Annotated in this window: 16 protein-coding genes; 9 read left to right on the forward strand and 7 right to left on the reverse strand. The window is 70.5% G+C overall.

The features are described 5' to 3' along the window. Nucleotides 1-375: 375 nt before the first annotated feature. A complete protein-coding gene (locus AC1RQF_RS16750) occupies nt 376-1848 on the reverse strand; it encodes an aminotransferase-like domain-containing protein (RefSeq protein ID WP_273998504.1) in 1473 nt (490 codons plus the stop codon). A 161-nt stretch (nt 1849-2009) separates the two neighbouring features. On the opposite strand from AC1RQF_RS16750, the gene AC1RQF_RS16755 reads away from it, so the two are divergent. The 7 genes from AC1RQF_RS16755 (at nt 2010) to AC1RQF_RS16785 (ending at nt 10249) form a co-directional block, all read left to right on the forward strand. Beyond that, nucleotides 2010-2687 (forward strand): VOC family protein, encoded by a 678-nt coding sequence (locus tag AC1RQF_RS16755; protein ID WP_492872510.1) that lies wholly within the window; start codon nt 2010-2012, stop codon nt 2685-2687. 42 nt (nt 2688-2729) lie between these two features. Beyond that, complete coding sequence (locus AC1RQF_RS16760; protein WP_273998506.1) at nt 2730-3665, forward strand: DMT family transporter; 936 nt, start codon at nt 2730-2732, stop codon at nt 3663-3665. Between the two features lie 62 nt (nt 3666-3727). After that, nucleotides 3728-4909 carry an aminotransferase-like domain-containing protein gene (locus tag AC1RQF_RS16765; protein WP_273998507.1) on the forward strand — a complete coding sequence of 394 codons (1182 nt, stop codon included), beginning with the start codon at nt 3728-3730 and terminating at the stop codon, nt 4907-4909. Between the two features lie 99 nt (nt 4910-5008). Further along, nucleotides 5009-5467 (forward strand): RidA family protein, encoded by a 459-nt coding sequence (locus AC1RQF_RS16770; RefSeq protein ID WP_273998508.1) that lies wholly within the window; start codon nt 5009-5011, stop codon nt 5465-5467. 20 nt (nt 5468-5487) lie between these two features. Further along, nucleotides 5488-6360: a PhzF family phenazine biosynthesis protein gene (locus AC1RQF_RS16775; protein ID WP_492872561.1), complete on the forward strand. Its 873-nt coding sequence runs from the start codon at nt 5488-5490 to the stop codon at nt 6358-6360. Nucleotides 6361-6549: 189 nt separating this feature from the next. Next, the gene (locus AC1RQF_RS16780; RefSeq protein WP_273998509.1) at nt 6550-8910 is read left to right on the forward strand and encodes a bifunctional diguanylate cyclase/phosphodiesterase; all 2361 of its coding nucleotides are present in this window, start codon (nt 6550-6552) and stop codon (nt 8908-8910) included. A 142-nt stretch (nt 8911-9052) separates the two neighbouring features. Next, on the forward strand, nt 9053-10249 hold the full coding sequence (locus AC1RQF_RS16785) for a chromate transporter (RefSeq protein WP_273998511.1): 1197 nt from the start codon (nt 9053-9055) through the stop codon (nt 10247-10249). Nucleotides 10250-10270: 21 nt separating this feature from the next. On the opposite strand, the gene AC1RQF_RS16790 is transcribed toward AC1RQF_RS16785, so the two are convergent. From AC1RQF_RS16790 to AC1RQF_RS16800, 3 genes are read right to left on the reverse strand one after another with little or no spacing between them, the layout of a single operon-like run. Then, nucleotides 10271-11296: a histone deacetylase family protein gene (locus AC1RQF_RS16790; protein WP_273998513.1), complete on the reverse strand. Its 1026-nt coding sequence runs from the start codon at nt 11294-11296 to the stop codon at nt 10271-10273. A 59-nt stretch (nt 11297-11355) separates the two neighbouring features. After that, nucleotides 11356-12609, reverse strand: coding sequence for a Zn-dependent hydrolase (locus AC1RQF_RS16795; RefSeq protein ID WP_492872511.1), 1254 nt, complete (start codon nt 12607-12609; stop codon nt 11356-11358). A gap of 1 nt (nt 12610) precedes the next feature. Continuing rightward, a complete protein-coding gene (locus AC1RQF_RS16800; RefSeq protein WP_492872512.1) occupies nt 12611-13921 on the reverse strand; it encodes an MFS transporter in 1311 nt (436 codons plus the stop codon). Between the two features lie 205 nt (nt 13922-14126). On the opposite strand from AC1RQF_RS16800, the gene AC1RQF_RS16805 reads away from it, so the two are divergent. Then, a complete protein-coding gene (locus AC1RQF_RS16805) occupies nt 14127-15086 on the forward strand; it encodes a LysR family transcriptional regulator (RefSeq protein WP_492872513.1) in 960 nt (319 codons plus the stop codon). 78 nt (nt 15087-15164) lie between these two features. On the opposite strand, the gene AC1RQF_RS16810 is transcribed toward AC1RQF_RS16805, so the two are convergent. Beyond that, nucleotides 15165-15602 carry a multidrug/biocide efflux PACE transporter gene (locus tag AC1RQF_RS16810; RefSeq protein ID WP_492872514.1) on the reverse strand — a complete coding sequence of 146 codons (438 nt, stop codon included), beginning with the start codon at nt 15600-15602 and terminating at the stop codon, nt 15165-15167. A 103-nt stretch (nt 15603-15705) separates the two neighbouring features. On the opposite strand from AC1RQF_RS16810, the gene AC1RQF_RS16815 reads away from it, so the two are divergent. After that, on the forward strand, nt 15706-16590 hold the full coding sequence (locus AC1RQF_RS16815; RefSeq protein WP_273998520.1) for a LysR family transcriptional regulator: 885 nt from the start codon (nt 15706-15708) through the stop codon (nt 16588-16590). 10 nt (nt 16591-16600) lie between these two features. Here AC1RQF_RS16815 and AC1RQF_RS16820 read toward each other — a convergent pair whose 3' ends face one another. Next, on the reverse strand, nt 16601-17059 hold the full coding sequence (locus AC1RQF_RS16820) for a CopD family protein (protein ID WP_273998522.1): 459 nt from the start codon (nt 17057-17059) through the stop codon (nt 16601-16603). 218 nt (nt 17060-17277) lie between these two features. After that, nucleotides 17278-19596 carry a DNA topoisomerase IV subunit A gene (gene parC / locus AC1RQF_RS16825; protein ID WP_492872515.1) on the reverse strand — a complete coding sequence of 773 codons (2319 nt, stop codon included), beginning with the start codon at nt 19594-19596 and terminating at the stop codon, nt 17278-17280. Between the last annotated feature and the right edge of the window lie 7 nt (nt 19597-19603).

The following is a 19603-nucleotide window of genomic DNA, read 5'->3' on the forward strand; positions in this document are numbered from 1 at the left end:
CAATACTCGCCATGCGCCACCGCCATTTGGAACGCGACGGGCGCTCCTCGAACCGACCGGCAGATGGCCGGCACGGCACGGTAACGGTCCGATGAAGCGTCTCGCCAGGTCAGGTCTCGCGCACTGTGGCAGATCTTCGCCACGCTGGCGGTCGCGTACTGGTGGGGCCGCCATCCCATCGCCATCCCGCCGCCGCCCGTCGAATTCTCACTGTGGCTGGACGACCTGTTCGACGCGCATTGCTGCGAAGCCTCCGCGCGGGTCGACGTCTATTACCTGCTGGGCTGCTCGTTCATCGCCGCGGCGCCGGGGACGTTCATCGGCCTCCGGATCTGGAAGCGCGCCCGCACGCTGCGCGACAGGCGTCCGCCGCCCTCAGGCTGAACCCGCCTCCACCACGCGCCGCGCCACCGAGTCGAGATAACGCGCGAGGAACGTCGCGAGCGCCGGATCCCCGCAGTTGGCCACGTTGAAGCGCGTCCACGTCGACGGCGACTGCTGCGGCGAGAACAGGCTGCCCGGCGTGAGCAGGAAGCCCGCCTCGTGCGCGGCCGCCGCGAGCGCGTCGGAGTCGACGCCCGTGTCCGCCCACAGGAACATCCCCGCGGCCGGCATCGTGAAGAGCCGCATCCCGCTGCGTTCGAGCATCCGCGCGGTCTTGTCGCGCACGCCGTCGAGCCGCGCGCGCAGCCGCTCGACGTGCCGCCGGTAATGCCCTTCCGTCAGCACCTTGTACAGCACCCGCTCGTTGAGTTCGGGCGTGGTCATGCCGACCAGCATCTTCTGGTCGGTGAGCGCCCGCGCGATCTCGGGCGCGCACGCCGCGTAGCCGACCCGCAGGTTCGCGGCGAGCGTCTTCGAGAAACTGCCCAGGTAGATCACCCGCTTGAGCTGGTCGAGGCTCGCGAGCCGCGTGGCCGGATAGCTCGGCGGGCACAGGTCGCCGTAGACGTCGTCCTCGACGACAAGGAAATCGTAGGCCTCCGCGAGCTTCAGGATGCGGAACGCCTGCGCGGCCGACAGCGACGTGCCGGTCGGGTTCTGCAGCACCGAATTGATGACCAGCATCTTCGGCCGCCACATCTGCACGAGCGTTTCCAGGGCGTCGAGATCGGGGCCGTCCGGCGTGTAGGGCACGCCCACCAGCTGCGCGCCCTGCGACGCGAAGCGGCCGAACATCTGGAACCACGCCGGATCGCCGACGATCACGGCGTCGCCCGGCCGCACGAACACCCGCGCGATCAGGTCGATCGCCTGCGTGATCCCCGACACCAGCACGAGCTGATCCGGCGTCGCGCCGATCTCCAGTTCCGCGAGGCGGGTCTGCAGTTGCTGGCGCAGCGGCAGGAAGCCCTGCGCGGTGCCGAAGCCGAGCATCTGCGCGCCCGCCTGCCGGCCCAGCGCGCGCAATGCGCTCGTGATCAGCTCGCCGTCGAGCCAGCGACCCGGCAGGTAGCCGAGCCCCGGCCCCTTCTCGGGGCTCGCCGTGTGCAGCATGTTGCGCAGCAGCCAAACCACGTCGATCGTGTTGTGCACGCCGCCCGCCTCGCTCGGGCCGCGCGCCGCCAGCCCGCCCGGCTGCGCGCCCGCGCGCTCGCGCACGTAGAAGCCGGAGCCGCGCCGCGAATCGAGATAGCCCTGCGCGACCAGCCGCTCGTAGGCCTCGACCACAGTGAAGCGCGACACGCTCTTGTCGATCGCGAGCTTGCGGATCGAGGGCATCCGCATCCCCGGCCGGAACACCCGCTCGTCGATCCGGCGGCGCGCCCACTGGACCAGCTGATCGACCAGCGTCAGCGTCGACGTGTCATGCGGAACGGGAATCTGGTCGAGCGGAACCGTGGACATCGTGCACCCCAAACTGAACTGTACCGAAGAGTATCGCGCCGATTGTACCGTTACTGTGCAGGTGCGCGCGATTACAGTTTTTCCATCCCGGCGCGTCCCGCCGCGCCGTCTCTCCGGGCCGCCTCCGGCGGCTTCGCCCGTTCAAACCCCGTTTTCTTGTCATGGCCGTCCATTCGCTGAAACTCGATCACCTCGTCGTCGCGGCCCGCACGCTGGACGAGGGCGTCGCGCACGTCGCCGACGCGCTCGGGCTGGAACCGTCCGGCGGCGGCGCGCATCCGCTGATGCGCACCCACAACCGGCTGTTCGGGCTCTGGGGCGGCGCCTACCTGGAAGTGATCGCGATCGACCCGCAGGCCCCCGCCGGCGAGTCGCGCCCGCGCTGGTTCACGCTCGACGCGCCCACCACCCGGGCCCGGCTCGAACAGGGCCCGTATCTCGCGCACTGGGTCGCGCAGGTCGAGCGGCCGCGCCGGCTTGCGGTCTGGCAACGCCAATATCCGGAACGGATCCCGCCCGTCGTGGCGCTCGCGCGCGGCGACTACGGATGGGGCCTGACCGTGCCCGCCGACGGCGGCTGGCCCGCCTGGCGCGAGGCGGGCGACGGCGTCCTGCCGTCGCTGATCCAGTGGGACAGCCCCCGCCACCCGTCCGCCGCGCTGCGCGACGACGGCGTCGCGTTGCGCGCGCTGCGGGCGGTCCATCCGGAACCGGAAACGGTGCGCGAGCAGTTGCGCTGGCTCGACGCCGGCCACCTGCTCGATCTTGCCGCCGCGCCGGGCGCCGCGGCGCTCGTCGCCGAGTTCGACACGCCGCACGGCCCGCGCACGCTGCGCTGACGCCATCCATCCACGCTTCCCCTCACCGGAGACCCTGCCGTCATGAATTCACGCGAAACCCGGGGCATGCTGCTCGGCCTGCTCGGCGTGATGATCTTCAGCCTCACGCTGCCGATGACGCGCGTCGTCGTCGAGACCTTCCATCCGCTGCTGAACGGCCTCGGCCGCGCCCTCTTCGCCGCCGTCCCGGCCGCCGCGCTGCTCGCCTGGCGGCGCGAGCCGCTGCCGAACCGCGCGCAGCTGAAAAGCCTCGCGGTCGTCGCGGCGGGCGTGGTGATCGCCTATCCGGTGTTCTCGGCCTGGGCGATGCGCAGCGTTCCCGCCGCGCACGGCGCGGTCGTCAACGGCCTGCAGCCGCTGTTCGTCGCGCTGTACGCGGCGTGGTTGTCGCGCGAGCGGCCGTCGAAGGCCTTCTGGGTGAGCGCCCTCACCGGCAGCGCGCTCGTGATCGCGTTCGCGCTGCGCGACGGCGGCGGCGCGCTGCAGCCCGGCGACCTGCTGATGCTGGTCGCGGTCGGCATCGGCGCGCTCGGCTATGCGGAAGGCGCGCGCCTCGCGCGCCAGATCGGCGGCTGGCAGGTGATCTGCTGGGCGCTCGTGGTGTCCGCGCCGGTGCTCGTGCTGCCGGTCGGCTGGCTCGGCTGGACCCACTTCAGCACGCACCCCGGCCCGGTGCCGCTGCGCATCTGGTTCGCGTTCGGCTACGTGACCCTGTTCTCGCAGTTCATCGGCTTCTTCGCCTGGTACGCCGGGCTCGCGATCGGCGGCACGGCCCGCGTCGGCCAGGTGCAGCTGCTGCAGATCTTCTTCACGATCGCCTTCTCGGCGCTGCTGTTCGGCGAGCGCGTCGCGCCGTCGACCTGGCTGTTCGCCGCGGCCGTGATCGCCACCGTGATGCTCGGCCGCCGCGCGGCCGTCGGCACCGCGCCCGTCCCATCCGCCCCGCCCGCCTCGCAGCAAGCCGCTCGCGCGAGCTGAACCGGCAAGCGATAATGACGGCTTCGACCTGACCGACCCTGATGACGAAGACAGAGGAGACTATGAAACCGAATGACCTGCAGCCGTCCAACTGGCCGCTTTCCCAGCGCGCGCGCAAGCTGACCAGCTCCGCGATCCGCGAGATCCTGAAGGTGACGGAACGTCCCGAGGTGATCTCGTTCGCGGGCGGCCTGCCCTCGCCCGCGACCTTCCCGGCCGAACGGATGCGCGAGGCCGCCGATCGGGTGCTGCGCGACGCGCCGGGCGCGGCGCTCCAGTACAGCGCGACGGAAGGTTTCCTGCCGCTGCGCGAATGGATCGCCGAGCGCTACCGGGTGCGGGTGTCGCAGGTGCTGATCACGACCGGCTCGCAGCAGGCGCTCGACCTGCTCGGCAAGGTGCTGATCGATCCGGACAGCCCGGTGTTGGTGGAAACCCCCACCTACCTCGGCGCGCTGCAATCGTTCTCGCTGTACGAGCCGCGCTATGTGCAGCTGCCAACCGACGACGCCGGCCTGCTGCCCGACCAGTTCACGCCCGAGCTGACGCGCGGCGCGCGCCTGTTGTACGCGCAACCGAATTTCCAGAACCCGACCGGCCGCCGCACGCCCGTCGAGCGCCGCCGGGCGCTGGCCGCGTTCGCGCAGTCGAGCCCGTTCCCGGTGCTGGAGGACGATCCGTACGGCGCGCTCAACTACGCGGGCGAGCCGCTGCCGAGCATGCTGTCGATGGCGCCCGACCACATCGTCCACCTCGGCACGTTCTCGAAGGTGCTCGCGCCCGGCCTGCGGATCGGCTACATCATCGCGCCCGAGGAACTGCACTTCAAGCTCGTGCAGGCGAAGCAGGCGACCGACCTGCACACGCCGTCGCTCACGCAGCGGATCGCGTACGAAGTGATCCGCGACGGCTTCCTCGACACCCACATCCCGACCATCCGCCAGCTCTACAGCGCGCAATGCGAGGCCATGCTCGCGTCGCTCGCGCGCCACATGCCGGAAGGCGTGAGCTGGAACCGCCCCGAAGGCGGCATGTTCATCTGGGTCAAGCTGCCCGCCGGGCTCGACAGCATGCAGCTGCTCGACGCCTCGATCGCCCGCAACGTCGCGTTCGTGCCGGGCGCGCCGTTCTTCGCGGACGACGCCCAGGCCAACACGCTGCGCCTGTCGTTCGTCACGGTGCCGCCCGAGAAGATCGAGGCCGGCATCGCCCAGCTCGGCGCGCTGATCCGCGAACGCCTGTGATACCGCGCCGCGCGCGCCCCGTCGGCGCGCGCGGCGCCCTCCGCCCGCCGGCTCGCGCCGCGGGCATCCCTTCCCCCTGTCCTGCGAGGATTTCCCCCGATGGCAAACGTCTACGACACCCTCAAGACCCTCGGCATCGAGCTGCCCACCGCGGCCGCGCCCGCCGCCGCGTACGTGATGAGCGCCCAGACCGGCAACACCGTGTTCCTGTCCGGCCACATCGCGAAGAAGGACGGCAAGGTATGGGCCGGCAAGCTCGGCGCGACGCTCGGCACCGAGGAAGGCAAGGCCGCCGCGCGCAGCGTCGCGATCGACCTGCTCGCCACGCTGCACGCGCACACGGGCGACCTCAACAAGGTCACGCGCATCGTCAAGGTGATGAGCCTCGTCAATTCGACGCCCGAGTTCACCGAGCAGCACCTCGTCACCAACGGCGCGTCGGAGCTGATCGCGGACGTGTTCGGCGCGGCGGGCAAGCATGCGCGCTCGGCGTTCGGCGTCGCGCAGATCCCGCTCGGCGCGTGCGTCGAGATCGAACTGATCGCCGAGGTCGCGTGAGCGATTCCCTCCGCGACGGGATGGTCCGCTTCAAGCAGGTCGACGTGTTCACGTCGACGCCGTTCAAGGGCAATCCGCTCGCCGTCGTCTTCGACGCGGATGCGCTGGGCGACGCCGACATGCGCGCGATCGCGCACTGGACCAACCTGTCGGAAACGACGTTCCTGTGCGCGCCGACCGATCCCGCCGCCGATTACCGCGTGCGGATCTTCACGACGGGCGGCGAGCTGCCGTTCGCCGGCCATCCGACGCTCGGCAGCGCGCACGCGTTTCTCGACGCCGGCGGCGCGCCGCGCACGCCGGGCCGGCTGGTCCAGCAGTGCGGCGCGGGGCTCGTCGAGCTGGCCGAGGACGACGCGGGCGGCTGGGCGTTCGCCGCGCCGCCCGCGCGCCTGACGCCCCTGCCCGAGCGCGACTACCCGGCGCTCGCGGCCGCGCTGCGCACCGGCGCGATCGAATTCGACGCCACGCCGCACGGCGTCGACAACGGCGCGCCGTGGCTCGTGGTGCGGCTCGCGCGCGCGGCGGACTGTCTCGCGCTGCAGCCGGACTTCGACGCGCTCAAGCGCCTCGCCGCCTCGGTCGGCGCAGCCGGGCTCGCCGCCTACGCGCCGCATCCGGCCGACGGCCCCGCCACCTTCGAGGTGCGCTGCCTGATGACGGGCGACGCATTCGGGATCGGCGAGGATCCCGTCACCGGCAGCGCCAACGCAGCCATCGCGGGCCTGCTCGACCGCCAGGGGCGGCGTCCCGGCCCCGCCTACACCGCCCGCCAGGGCACCGCGATCGGCCGCGACGGCCGCATCGCGGTCCGCTACGACGACGCCTCCGGGAAAATCTGGATCGGCGGCCCGGCCGTCACCGTGATCGACGGCCGGATCCGGCTCCGGTAAGGCTCCCCGGGAGTCCGCCGCGGCGGACTCCCGCTTCCCGCGCCCCCCTTGATCAAGCTGATATCTCAGACCAGCTATCTTAATTTCGGACCATTCAGTAATATCGGGCCTAATCCGCTGCCAGCGCGGCCCATCATTGAATTCGGCTTCCTGCGGGACGCCTCTGCGCGCAAGGATTCTGACCGTCCGATGAGTGCCTCTCGGCCCCCGGCCCCGCATATCGTGCGGCCGCCGCGCGTGCCGCGCAAACCGCGGCGACGCGCCCTGTTCGCCATCCCGGTGCTCGGGATCCTGGCGCTCGTGCTGTTGTGGGCGGTGATCGTCGCGCGCCTCTCGGTCGAGAAGGACAGCGCATACCGGGAAGCCACCGCGTCGGCCGCGATCCTGTCGACCGCGCTCGAGCAGCACACCATCAAGGCGATCCATCAGGTCGACCAGATCACCCGTTTCGTGAAGTACGAGTTCGAGAAGTCACCGGACCACTTCAACCTGTCGGCCACGGTCGAGAAAGGCGTGGTGCCGAGCGACACGCTGGTCCAGGTCTCGATCGTCAACGCGCGCGGCGAGCTGATCGCCAACACCTCCGACCCCAATCCGCGCCCGATCGACCTGTCGGACCGCGAGCACTTCAAGGTGCACCAGCACAACAGCGCCGACCTGCTGTACATCAGCAAGCCGGTGCTCGGCCGCGTGTCCGGCCACTGGACGCTGCAGATCACGCGCCGCCTCAACCATCCCGACGGCTCGTTCGCGGGCATCGTGGTGGTGTCGGAGGACCCGAGCTATTTCACGAGCGACTTCTACAACAACGCGGCGATCGGGCGGGACGGCGTGATCGCCGTGGTGTCCGACACGGGCGCGGTGCTCGCGCGCCGCACCGGCTCGCTGGACAACGCGCCGGGCGCGTTTTCCGCATCCGGCGTGTACCCGGTCGCGGAACGCGCGTCGGGCACCTATGTCGATCCGATCGACAACGTCGCGCGCATCGTGTCGTACCGCCACCTCGATGGCTATCCGCTCGGCGTGATGGTCGGGCTGTCGCAGACCGAGGAGTTCTCGGACTACCATCACACGCGCAACATCTACCTGCTGATGACGACCTTCATCACGCTCGCGATGCTGGCCTTCTTCGGCGTCGCGACGGGCCTGATCGGCAAGCTGCTCGGCCGCGAGCGCGAGATGACCCAGCTCGCGGAATACGACCTGCTGACGGGCCTCGCGAACCGCTACGCGACGCTGCGCGGGCTGCGCAACGACGTCGCGCTGCCGTCGAGTCTCGCGCGGCTCGCGCTGCTGTTCATCGACCTCGACAACTTCAAGACCGTCAACGACACGCTCGGCCACAACGCGGGCGACGTGGTGCTGCAGATGACCGCGGCGCGGCTCGCGGGCGCGGTCCGCGACGAAGGCGCGCTCGCGCGGATCGGCGGCGACGAGTTCGTGGTGGTGGTCAAGGGCGACGACGTCGAGCGGCACGCGGTGCGCCTGTCGGAAACCATCATCAAGATGTTCGGCGAACCGTTCGAAGTGCGCGGCAGCGCGTTCGTGCTGCATGCGAGCATCGGCATCGCGCTGCACTCGGTCGCCAACGAGAGCGAGATCGATCTGCTCAAGAAGGCCGACCTCGCGATGTACAGCGCGAAGGACGCCGGCAAGAACTGCTACCAGTTCTACGCCCCGCACCTGTCGCATCGCGCCGATCACCTGATGCGCTGGGAGCAGCAGCTGCGCGTCGCGCTCGCCGAAGGCCAGCTGTTCCTCGCCTACCAGCCGAAGATCGACCTGACGCTGCGCTGCATCACCGGCTTCGAGGCGCTCGCGCGCTGGAACCATCCGGAGCACGGCGTGATCTCCGCGAACGAATTCATCTCGATCGCCGAATCGACCGGCCTGATCGTGCCGATCGGCGACTTCGTGATCCGCACCGCGTGCGAGCAGCTCGCGCTCTGGCAGCGCGACGGCCACGCGACGCTGACGCTCGCCGTCAACATCTCGCCCGTCCAGTTCTGGCGCGGCGACCTGATCGACACGATCTCGAGCACGCTGCGCGAAACCGGCGTCGAGGCGAGCCGGCTCGAACTGGAAATCACCGAGACGGCGATGATGGAGTATCCGGAACTGGTGTCCGAGAAGATCACCGCGCTCAAGCAGCTCGGCCTGCGGATCGCGCTCGACGACTTCGGCACCGGCTACTCGTCGCTGTCCTACCTGCACCGCTTCCCGGTCGACACGCTGAAAGTCGACCGCTCGTTCGTGCAGGCGATCCCGGGCGACCGCAGCGTCTGCGTGATGGTGGCGTCGATCGTCCATCTCGCGCGCTCGCTCGGCCTGACCGTGGTGGTCGAGGGCACCGAGACCGACGAGCAGATCGCCTGGCTCGCCGCGCTCGGCCAGATCGAGGCGCAGGGCTTCCTGTTCTCGCGGCCGGTGCCCGCCGACGGCATCCCCGCCCTGCTCGCGCGCTTCGGCGTGCGCGGCGCGGACGGCGCGCGCCTGGGCGAACGCCGCCACGCGGCCGATGTGACCCGCGATCCCTCCGACGCGAACTGATCCGCCGCCCGCCGCTTTCCTCTGATCAAACGGGGAAACGCCATAGTGTTTCCGCTCATATCCGCCGCCTGACGCGCGTCGCACAATTTCCCGATCGGCGCACGCGGGCCGCGCACGCCGTCGAGAGAGCCAGAACGCCATCATGCTCAGCCTGGATGCCGTCGAAACCAGCGAACGCGAGTCGCTGTGGGAACTGTTCAAGGTCATGGCCGGCATCTCCGCGCTGTCGTGGGGCGGCCTCGCGATGATGGCGCAGCTCCAGCGCCATTACGTCGACCACGAACGCCGCATCGGTCCCCACGCGTTCGCCGATCTGGTCGCGCTGGCCTGGATGGTGCCCGGGCCGGTCGGCTGCAACGTCGCGATCCAGCTCGGCCAGACGCTGCGCGGCCGCGCCGGCGCCTGGACCGCCGGCGTCGCGAGCGTGCTGCCGTTCTTCGTGCTGATGACGCTGTTCGCGATCTTCTACCAGACCCCGCTCATCCGCACGCTCGCCGGGCCGGTCATGCTGCGCCACTTCAGCATGGTGCTCGCCGCGCTGATCGGCGTGACCTGGTTCCGGCAGGTGCGCACGCTCGTGCGCGCGCCGCTCGAACGCGGCGTCGCCGTCTGCGCGACCCTCCTGCTCGCGCTCGCGCACAGCCCCGCCGCCTTCGTCGTGATCCTCGCCGCGGCCTTCGCGGCCGGCTGGCTCACCTGCGCCGAGCCCGGCAAGCGGCTGCACGTCGCGCTGCGCGCGCGCGAGCGCCGGCTGCTCGTCGCGCTCGCGCTCCTCGTCGCGGTGTTCGCGCTGCCGATGCCGGGCGACTACGCGGCGCGCCTGCTGTGGCCGCGCCTCGCCGGCGCCGGCATGACCCTGTTCGGCGGCGGCTTCTCCGCGCTGCCGGTGCTCAAGACGCTGTTCGTCACGCCCGGCACCGGCATCAGCGAGCACGATTTCACGCTCGCCTTCGCGCTGTCGCCGGTCTCGCCCGGCCCGCTGCTCAACGTGGTGCCGTTCCTCGGCTATCTGACCGACGGCTGGAGCGGCGCGCTGCTCGCCACCGTCGCGCTGTTCGTGCCGTCCGGCTGCCTCGTCGTGTTCGCGCAGCGTCACGTGCGCCGGCTGCAGCACGATCCGCGCTTCGCGCACGGCATGCGGCTGCTGCGCACGTCCACCACCGCGTTCCTGCTGGTCGCGGTGCTGCGGATCGTCGTGAAGGTGCCGGCCGAGCCCGTGTACTGGATGACGGGCGCCTTCGCGACGCTGTGCTTCGCGCGCTTCAGGCTGCCCGTCTACGCGGTGTACGGCGCGGTCGCGCTCGCGTGCGGCGCCTGGCTGCTGTTCGTCTCACACTGACGCGGCCGGCGCCGCGCGCCATCAGCGCCGCGCGGCGCCGAACCCCTCGAAGAACGCGCGCGCGTTGGCCTCCAGGCTGTCGAGGTGGTAGCCGCCCTCCTGCACGATCACGGTCGGCGCGCCGAGCGCGCCGATCAGGCCGCCCAGCCGGCCGAAGCCGTCCGTCGTCACCGCGACCTGCGACTGCGGGTCTTCGTGATAGATGTCGAAGCCCAGCGACAGCACGAGCGCGTCCGGCTCGAAACGCTTGAGTTCGCGCAGCGCGTCGTCGACGCGCGCGAAGAACACCGCCTCGCTCGAACCGTGCGGCATCGGCAGGTTCACGTTGTAGCCCGCGCCCGCGCCGCTGCCGCGCTCGTCGTCGAAGCCCGCGACGGCCGGATAGAAGTTGGTCGGATCGCCGTGGATCGACACGTACAGCACGTCGCGCCGCGCATAGAAGATTTCCTGGATCCCCTGCCCGTGATGCATGTCGGTGTCGAGGATCGCGACCCGTTCGACGTCCGCGCGCAGCGCCTGCGCCGCGATCGCCGCGTTGTTCAGGTAGCAGAAGCCGCCCGCCGCGTCCGCGCGCGCATGGTGGCCCGGCGGCCGGCACAGCGCATAGGCGTCGCGCGCGCCCGCGCGCACCGCCGCCGCCGCCGCGAGCGCGCTCTGCGCCGACCAGTAGGCGGCGCGCCAGGTCGCCGCGCCCACCGGACAGCTGCCGTCGGCCAGATAGCGGCCCGCCTGCGCGAGCACGCCGCGCAGCGCGTTCGGCTCGCGCACGAAGATGTTCGACATCACCTCGTCGCCCCAGTCCTCGGGCAATCGGGTCCAGTCGCGATGCGCGGTTTCGAGGAAGCGCAGGTAGTTCATGTCGTGCACCGCCGCGAGCGGCGCGACCCCGAAGTCGCCCGGCGCGCGCACCTCGAAGCCGAGCGCGTGCGCGGCCGCGACGAGCCGCTCGGCGCGCGCCGGCACCTCCTGCGGCGTGCGCATGCGGCCGCGCGAATAGTAGTTGCGCGGATGATGCAGGGTCTGGTCAGGATGAAAGAATGTCAGCATGGGTCGGTTCCTTCTGTCTGGGGCGCGCTCGCGCGCGCACGGTCAAGCGGGAGCGGCATTCAGGCGGCGACGCCCGCGCGCGCGAGCACGGCCGCCGCCAGCACCTGCGCGCCGCGGGTCGCGTCGGCGGGCAGCACGTCTTCCGCCGCATTGTGCGACAGGCCGCCGACGCACGGGATGAACACCATCGCGGTCGGGCAATGGCGCGCCAGATGGATCGCGTCGTGCCCGGCGCCGCTCGCGATGCGCTCGTGCACGCAGCCGAGCGCATCGGCCGCCGCCGCGACGCCGGCGACGCAGGCCGGATCGAACGGCGTCGCGGCGCTGGTCCAGTGCGTCGCCACCTCGGCCCGCACGCCGCGCGCGGCCGCGACCCGCGCGCACAGTTCGCGCACGGCCTCGGTCATGCGGTCGAGCTGCGCATCGTCGGGATGGCGCAGATCGACGCTGAAGCGGACCTCGCCCGCGATCGTGTTGCGCGACCCATCCGGAATCGCGACGCAGCCGATCGTCACGAGGCCGCGCGGCGCATAGGCGTCGAGCGCCCGCTCGATGCCGGCCGCAAGGTCCGCGAACGCGAACAGCGCGTCGCGCCGGTAGCCCATCGGCGCCGTGCCCGCGTGCGCGCGCTGGCCGACGAGCGTCACGTCGAGCCAGCGGATCGCCTGCCCGCCCGTGACGACGCCGATCTCCGCGCCGCTCGCCTCCAGCACCGGCCCCTGCTCGATATGCGCCTCGAAATACGCGTCGACGCGCTGCCCGGTCGCGGCGCGCGCGCCGCGATAGCCGATCCGGTCGAGCGCGTCGCCGAGCGTGATCGCCTCGGCGTCGCGCACCGCGAGCGCCGCGTCGAGCGCCAGCGCGCCCGTGAACACCGCCGAGCCGAGCATCGCGGGCGCGAAGCGCGCGCCCTCCTCGTTGGTCCAGACGACCAGCTCGATCGGCTTGCGCGTGCGGATGCCCGCGTCGTTCAGGCCGCGCACCAGTTCGAGCGCGGCCAGCACGCCGTAGACCCCGTCGAAGCGGCCGCCCTCGGGCTGCGTGTCGAGATGGCTGCCGACCAGCACCGGCGGCGCGCCGGCCTCCGTGCCCGCGCGCCGCGCGAACAGGTTGCCGATCGCATCGACGCTGACCGCGAGGCCCGCGTCGCGGCACCACTGCGCGAACAGGTCGCGGCCGCGCCGATCCTCTTCGCTCAGCGCGAGACGGCGCACGCCGCCCTTCGAGGTGCCGCCGATCTGCGCCATCGCGGTCAGCGCGCGCCACAGCCGCGCGCCGTCGACGGCCGGCAGATCATCGAGTGCGAGCGTCATGTCAGCGGGCCTCCAGCGTGTCGGCCGGGCGCGTCCGGTTCGCGCGGCGCGCATCGAGCGCGACGATGCTCGCGAACGACACGCCCGCGAGCGCGGTGTAGAACAGCGCGAGCGGCAGCCACTCGCCCGCGTAGCGATGCGCGAGCCAGGTGCCGGCGAGCGGCGTGAGGCCGCCCGCGAGCGCCCCGCACACCTGGTAGGACAGCGAAATGGCCGAGTAGCGGATAGGCGTCGCGAAGATCCCGGACACGAAGCCCGCGATCACCGAGTAGAAGCCCGCCATGCACACCACCGCGAGCGCGATGCCGATCACGATCGACGCCGGCTCGCCGCTGCGCACGAGCACGAACATCGGATACGGCGACGCCATCGCCGCGAGCGCCGCGAGCTTCAGGAAGCGCGCGCCGCCGAGCCGCTCGGCGAGCCAGGCGGCAAGCGGCTGCGCGCAGAACTGGATCAGCGCGACCGCGAACAGGCAGTCGAGGATCGTCGACTTGCCGATGCCGAGATGCTGCGTGGTGTACGCGATCATGAAGGTATTGGTGAAATACACGCCGGCGATGCCGATCGTGTTCGCGCCGATGCACAGCAGCACGAGGCCGGACGCCGACCGGAACACCTCGGCGATCGGCAGCCTCGCGGTGCGGCGCGCGCGCCGCACCTGCTCGAATTCGGGCGACTCGCCGACGCCGTGCCGGATCAGGATCCCGATCACGAGCAGCACCGCGCTCGCGAGGAACGGCAGCCGCCAGCCCCAGGCGAGGAAGTCGGCCTTGTCGAGCGCGGTCACCGCGCGGAACGCGACGAGCGACAGGATCAGCCCGGCCGGGCTGCCGAGCTGCGCGAACGAGGCGAAGAAGGTGCGCCGGCCTTCGGGCGCATGCTCGCCCGCCATCAGCACCGCGCCGCCCCACTCGCCGCCCACCGCGATGCCCTGCACGACGCGCAGCAGCACGAGCAGCAGCGGCGCGAACACGCCGATCGACGCATGGTCGGGCAGCAGGCCGATGCAGACGGTGGCGGCGCCCATCATCATCAGCGTCGTCATCAGCGCCTTCTTGCGGCCGATCCGGTCGCCGAGATGGCCGAAGATCACGCCGCCGAGCGGCCGCGCGAAAAAGCCGACCGCGAACGTGCCGAACGACGCCATCGTGCTCAGGAACGGGTCGCCCGATGGAAAGTACAGCTCGCCGAACACGAGCGCGGCCGCGGTCGCGTAGATGTAGAAGTCGTACCACTCGATCATCGTGCCGATGAACGCGGCGCTGGCGGCGCGCACCGGCTGGCGCGCGGCGGGAACGGAGACGGTCATGATGCGAAGCTCCTCTGATGCGCGTCTTCGCCGGCCGGCACGGCGGGCGGACGCGTTTTATTGTCGTGGCGGACGGATCGTGGGCACGCCCGGCGCGCGCATCGGGCACGCACCTGGGGTTTATCGCCGCCCATTAATTATTAGTCAAATTTCAGTTTATTATTCAATGCATAAATTCAACTAATACCTGTAATCCGGAGCCGCCATGCGCGTCGATGCCGCCCGCTTCCTCAACGACCGCCTCGACTGGAACCTGCTGCGCACCTTCCTCGTGATCATGCAGGAGCGCAGCGTGAGCCGCGCGGCCGCGCGCCTGCACGTCACGCAGCCGGCCGTGAGCCAGGCGCTCAAGCGTCTCGAAGACACGCTCGGCCACACGCTGATCCGGCGCCGCGGCCCGCATTTCGAGCCGACCCAGGCGGGCAGCGAGGTCTACCGGATCGCGAGCGACATCTACGGCACCATCTCGCGCCTCGACACCGAACTCGACGACCGCGCCGACCTGACCGGCACGATCCGGCTCCTGACCGTGAGCCGGATCGAGTCCGGCGCATACGATCTGTTCCTCGCCGAGTTCCATCGCCAGCATCCGCGCGTCGACCTGCAGATCGACGTGATGCGCGCGTCCGACGTGATCTCGTCGCTGCTGCGGAAAACCGCGACGGCGGGCCTGAGCCTGTGCCGCAGCCCGGTCGACAAGCTCGCGCGCGCGCCGTTCCTGCGCCAGCGCTACGCGATCTTCTGCGGCCGCCATCACCGGCTGTTCGGCCAGTCGCAGCTGACCATGAACGACCTGCTCGCGGAAAACTTCGTGTCGTTCACGAGCGACCAGATCGGCGACAGTCTCTCGCCGCTCACCGTGTTCCGCGACCAGAAAGGCTTCACCGGGCGGATCGTCGCGTCCTCGCCGAGCCTCGACGAGGTGCGCCGGCTGATCTTCGCCGGCTACGGCATCGGCTGCCTGCCCGAGCACACGGTGCGCGACGACCTGTTGCAGCAGCGCCTCTGGCGCCTGCCGCCCGACGACGGGCTGGTGGACGTCGAGATCTTTCTGCTGTGGCACCGCGACCGCAAGATGAACGCCGCCGAGCGCGCGTTCGTCGACGGCTTCCAGCGCACCATGCAGCGTTATTCGTTCGAGGAGCGGCTCGCGCCGCGCACCTGACACGCGACGAAGCCGGCGCGCGGCCGGCTTCGTCGGGATGGATGGGAGGGTCGGACGGCGCCGCGCGCCGGGGCCGCCTCAGGCCAGCGCGCGCGGCGCGGACAGACGGGCGCGGAGCCGGTCGTAGCCGAGGTTGAACAGGAACGTGTACGGCAGGAAGAACAGCAGGATGCCGAGATCGAGCACCAGCGCCTCGAACAGGCTGATGCCCAGCCACCACGCCGCGATCGGCACCACCATCACCACCAGGCCCAGCTCGAACGCGATCGCGTGAATGACGCGGAGCGCCAGGTTGCGGGTCAGGCCGAAACGACGCTCGAAGCGGTCGAACAAGGCGTTGAACGCGATATTCCAGGCCATCGCGACGAGCGAGACCAGGGCCGTGAGCGCGCCGACGTGAACCAGCGACAGCCCGAGCACCCAGCTGAGCAGCGGCGCGCACAGGGCGATGGCGACCAGTTCGAACGTCAGCGCGTGAACAAGCCGCTCGGTCAGGGATTTCTTGAGGGTTTGCATGAAACACTCCGTTGAACAATGCGATGTCGCCATTTTCATCGGATTTACCGGTGTAAACCAGTTTGTTAATATCGGTTTTTCCGATCTATTGCCGGAGCCCCGCATGCGCCACTCTCCCGAAGCCCTGCTCGCCTTTGCCGAAGCCGCGGCGCTCGGCTCGTTCTCGGCCGCCGCGCGCAAGCTCGGCAAACGGCAGTCGACGATCAGCGAGGCGATCGCCAATCTCGAGATCGACCTCGGCCTCACGCTGTTCGACCGCTCGACGCGCCAGCCGACCCTGACCGAGGCCGCGCGCGCACTGTTGCCCGAAGTGCTGCGCGTGCTGGAGGCGGGCGAGGCGATCGACCAGCTCGCCGCGCGGCTCGCGGGCGGCGAGGAGGCGCGGCTCACGCTCGCCGTGTCGGACACCTATCAGTCGGCGCGCTACGACGCGACGCTCGCGGCGCTCGACCGGCGTTTCCCGACCCTGGAATTCGAATGCCTGATCGCCGAGCACGACGACGTGCTCGACCTGATCCAGCAGGACCGCGCCCAGCTCGGCCTGATGGCCGCGCGCAGCACCTACCCGCCGGACATCGGCGCGGCGATGGTCGCGGAACACTCGGAGATCGGCCTGTTCGTCGGCCTGACGCATCCGTTCGCCGCCTACGGCGCGACCGAGGTGCCGCTCGCCGCGCTGCACGAGGCGCGCGAGCTGCGCCTGAACACCTATGTCGCGCCGCGCGGCGCGCCGGTCGAGACGGGCCTCGTCGCGGGGCGACGCTCCTGGTCGGCGCCGAGCTATCTGATGCTGCTGGAAATGGCGGTCGCGGGCTTCGGCTGGGCGGAGCTGCCGCGCTGGATGGTCGAGCACTTCGCGAACGCGCGGCTCGTCGAGCTGAACGCGCGCGGCTGGCCGCGGCGGGTACCGGTCGACGCCGTCTGGTCGCGCGGCCGGCCGCTCGGGCCGGCCGGCTCCTGGCTGCTGGAGCAGATGCTGGCCGCGTAGGCGGCCCGGATCAGAAGCCGCGCGACAGCACGGCCACCCCGATCGTCACCACGCCGAGCACGAGGTTCACGATCACCAGGAGGCGCATCGCGCCGACCGCGCGCGCGCCGTCCGGCCAGTTCTGCGCCTGCACCGCGCGACGGATGCGCGGGAACAGCGCGAAACGGATGTGACCGAAGATCAGCATCATCACGACGCCCAGCCCCGCCATCGCGTGCAGCGGCCAGGTCGCGTGCGCGCCGCCGAAGCTCACGAGCAGGAAGCCGCCCGTCAGGAGGATCGCGATGACCGCGGCGGCGACCCAGTTGAAGAAGCGGCCGAACACCGCCTCGATCAGCGGCAGCCGCAGCTGCGGCGAAAGATCCGACAACGCGGGACGCAGACAGAAATGCGCGAACACCATCCCGCCCACCCAGACGGCGACCCCGAGCAGGTGAAGGAACAAGGCGAGGGCAACGGCGTGGGACATGTCGGGCGATCCTGATGAAGGGTGAATTGAGGGGAACGGTAGCCGCGCGTCATGGCGCGCGATCATCACGCGCATTCGACAGCCGCCGCGCGCGCCGGTTCAGCGCGCGGGTCGGCCGACGCGTCGATCGCGCGCACTTGTCGCGCGACCGGTGGTCCAGACAACACAAAGCCGCGCGCCCGCGACAGCAGGCACGCGGCTTCGAGGGCCCCGCGAGATCAGCCGAGGTTCGGACGCAAGCCGAGCAGCTTGAGGCGGCCGTCCGGCGCGCGGCCCTTGCGCGCGCGCTTGCCGACGTGCGATTCGAGCGCGGCGCCGGTCAGCCGGTCCTCCTGCGCCTTGCCGCCCCGGCCCGTGCCCATCAGCACGACGCCCGTCGGCCCGACCGCGAGCGCCTGCGCGAGGGTTTCCCTCGGTTCGAGCGCCATCAGGATCACGCCGCGACCGCCGCCCGACAGCGACTTCATCTCGTCCATGCCGAACACCAGGAGACGGCCGCCGCTCGACAGACACGCGACCTGCACGGCATCGGCCGGCACCGGCATCGGCGCGAGCGGCGCTGCGCCTTCGTCGATCGTCATGAACGCCTTGCCGGCCTTCACGCGGCTCACCATGTCGCCGATCTTCGCGACGAACCCGTAGCCGTTGTTCGACGCGAGCAGCAGCGGCTGATCGGCAGGCGCCGCATAGTAATGCAGCAGGTGCGAGCCCGATTCGAGTTCGATCAGCGAGGTCACCGGCACGCCGTCGCCGCGGCCGCCCGGCAGCAGCTGCACGGCCACCGAGTACACGCGGCCGCTGCTGCCCCACGCGATCAGCGTATCGGGCGTGCGGCACTGGAACGCCGCGTAGAGACCGTCGCCGGCCTTGAACGAGAAGCTCGCCGGATCGAGGCCATGCCCCTTGAGCGCGCGCACCCAGCCCTTCTGCGACACCACCACCGTCACCGGCTCGTCGACCACGCGGGCCTCGAAGGTCGCGCGCTTCTCCTGCTGGATCAGCGTGCGGCGCTCGTCGCCGTACTGCTTCGCGTCGCCCTCGATCTCCTTGATCATGAGGCGCTTCATCGCGCTCTCGTTAGCAAGCAGCTCTTCGAGCTTCGCCTTCTCCGCGCGCAGCTCCTCGAGTTCCTTCTCGATCTTGAACTTCTCGAGCCGCGCGAGCTGGCGCAGGCGGATGTCGAGAATGTCGTCGGCCTGCCGCTCGGTCAGGCCGAACGCGCTCATCAGCGCGCTCTTCGGCTCGTCCGACTCGCGGATGATGCGGATCACCTCGTCGATGTTCAGGAAGACGATCATCCGCCCTTCGAGGATGTGGATCCGGTCGTTCACCTTGTCGAGCCGGTGGCGGCAGCGCCGCGTCACGGTCAGCTGGCGGAACGCCACCCACTCGCCGAGGATGTCGGACAAGCCCTTCTGGCCCGGCCGGCCGTCCGCGCCGATCATCACGAGGTTCAGCGTCGCGTTCGATTCGAGGCTCGTGTGCGCGAGCAACGAATGGACGAACTCGGTCTGGTCGATCGCGCGCGACTTCGGCTCGAACACGAGCCGCACCGGCGCATCCTTGCCGGACTCGTCGCGCACCGCGTCGAGCAGGTCGAGCATCGTCTTCTTGGTATTGACCTGTTCCTGCGACAGGGCCTTCTTGCCGAGCTTCAGCTTCGGATTGGTCAGTTCCTCGATTTCCTCGAGCACCTTCTGCCCCGAGGTGTTCGGCGGTAGTTCGGTCACCACCAACTGCCACTGGCCGCGCGCCAGTTCCTCGATCTTCCAGCACGCGCGCACCTTGAGGCTGCCGCGCCCGGCTTTATAGGCGGCCGAGATTTCCGCGTCGCTCGAGATGATCTGCCCGCCGCCCGGGAAGTCGGGGCCGGGCACGAGCTGCATCAGCGCGTCGTGCGACAGCGTCGGATTGCGGATCAGCGCGACCGCGGCGGCCGCGACCTCGCGCAGGTTGTGCGACGGAATCTCGGTCGCGAGCCCGACCGCGATCCCCGACGCGCCGTTCAGCAGCACGAACGGCAGCCGGCCCGGCAGCAGCTTCGGCTCCTCGAACGAACCGTCGTAGTTCGGCATGAAGCCGACCGTGCCCTGGTCGATCTCGTCGAGCAGCAGCTGCGCGATCGGCGTGAGGCGCGCTTCCGTGTAACGCATCGCCGCCGCGCCGTCGCCGTCGCGCGAACCGAAGTTGCCCTGGCCGTCGATCAGCGGATAGCGCATCGAGAAGTCCTGCGCGAGACGCACGAGCGCGTCATAGGCGGACTGGTCGCCGTGCGGGTGGTACTTGCCGAGCACGTCGCCGACGACGCGCGCGGACTTGACGGGCTTCGCGTTGTTGCCCAGCCCCATCTCGTTCATCGCATAGAGGATGCGGCGTTGGACCGGCTTCTGGCCGTCGCAGACGTCGGGCAGCGCGCGCCCCTTGACGACGCTGACCGCGTAGCCGAGATACGCCTGCTCGGCGTAGTGGCCGAGCGTGAGGAACTCGCCTTCCGGCGCGGCCGGCTCGGCGAAAAGATCGGGAGTGATGTCGTCCATCTTGAAT

This window comes from Burkholderia sp. GW821-FHT14F03 (assembly GCF_058803765.1).

Bases quoted from the DNA above. Each gene is read 5' to 3' on its own strand.
- AC1RQF_RS16750 (WP_273998504.1), bottom strand. From the start codon at position 1,848: ATGTCCACGGTTCCGCTCGACCAGATTCCCGTTCCGCATGACACGTCG.
- AC1RQF_RS16755 (WP_492872510.1), top strand. From the start codon at position 2,010: ATGGCCGTCCATTCGCTGAAACTCGATCACCTCGTCGTCGCGGCCCGC.
- AC1RQF_RS16760 (WP_273998506.1), top strand. From the start codon at position 2,730: ATGAATTCACGCGAAACCCGGGGCATGCTGCTCGGCCTGCTCGGCGTG.
- AC1RQF_RS16765 (WP_273998507.1), top strand. From the start codon at position 3,728: ATGAAACCGAATGACCTGCAGCCGTCCAACTGGCCGCTTTCCCAGCGC.
- AC1RQF_RS16770 (WP_273998508.1), top strand. From the start codon at position 5,009: ATGGCAAACGTCTACGACACCCTCAAGACCCTCGGCATCGAGCTGCCC.
- AC1RQF_RS16775 (WP_492872561.1), top strand. From the start codon at position 5,488: ATGGTCCGCTTCAAGCAGGTCGACGTGTTCACGTCGACGCCGTTCAAG.
- AC1RQF_RS16780 (WP_273998509.1), top strand. From the start codon at position 6,550: ATGAGTGCCTCTCGGCCCCCGGCCCCGCATATCGTGCGGCCGCCGCGC.
- AC1RQF_RS16785 (WP_273998511.1), top strand. From the start codon at position 9,053: ATGCTCAGCCTGGATGCCGTCGAAACCAGCGAACGCGAGTCGCTGTGG.
- AC1RQF_RS16790 (WP_273998513.1), bottom strand. From the start codon at position 11,296: ATGCTGACATTCTTTCATCCTGACCAGACCCTGCATCATCCGCGCAAC.
- AC1RQF_RS16795 (WP_492872511.1), bottom strand. From the start codon at position 12,609: ATGACGCTCGCACTCGATGATCTGCCGGCCGTCGACGGCGCGCGGCTG.
- AC1RQF_RS16800 (WP_492872512.1), bottom strand. From the start codon at position 13,921: ATGACCGTCTCCGTTCCCGCCGCGCGCCAGCCGGTGCGCGCCGCCAGC.
- AC1RQF_RS16805 (WP_492872513.1), top strand. From the start codon at position 14,127: ATGCGCGTCGATGCCGCCCGCTTCCTCAACGACCGCCTCGACTGGAAC.
- AC1RQF_RS16810 (WP_492872514.1), bottom strand. From the start codon at position 15,602: ATGCAAACCCTCAAGAAATCCCTGACCGAGCGGCTTGTTCACGCGCTG.
- AC1RQF_RS16815 (WP_273998520.1), top strand. From the start codon at position 15,706: ATGCGCCACTCTCCCGAAGCCCTGCTCGCCTTTGCCGAAGCCGCGGCG.
- AC1RQF_RS16820 (WP_273998522.1), bottom strand. From the start codon at position 17,059: ATGTCCCACGCCGTTGCCCTCGCCTTGTTCCTTCACCTGCTCGGGGTC.
- parC (WP_492872515.1), bottom strand. From the start codon at position 19,596: ATGGACGACATCACTCCCGATCTTTTCGCCGAGCCGGCCGCGCCGGAA.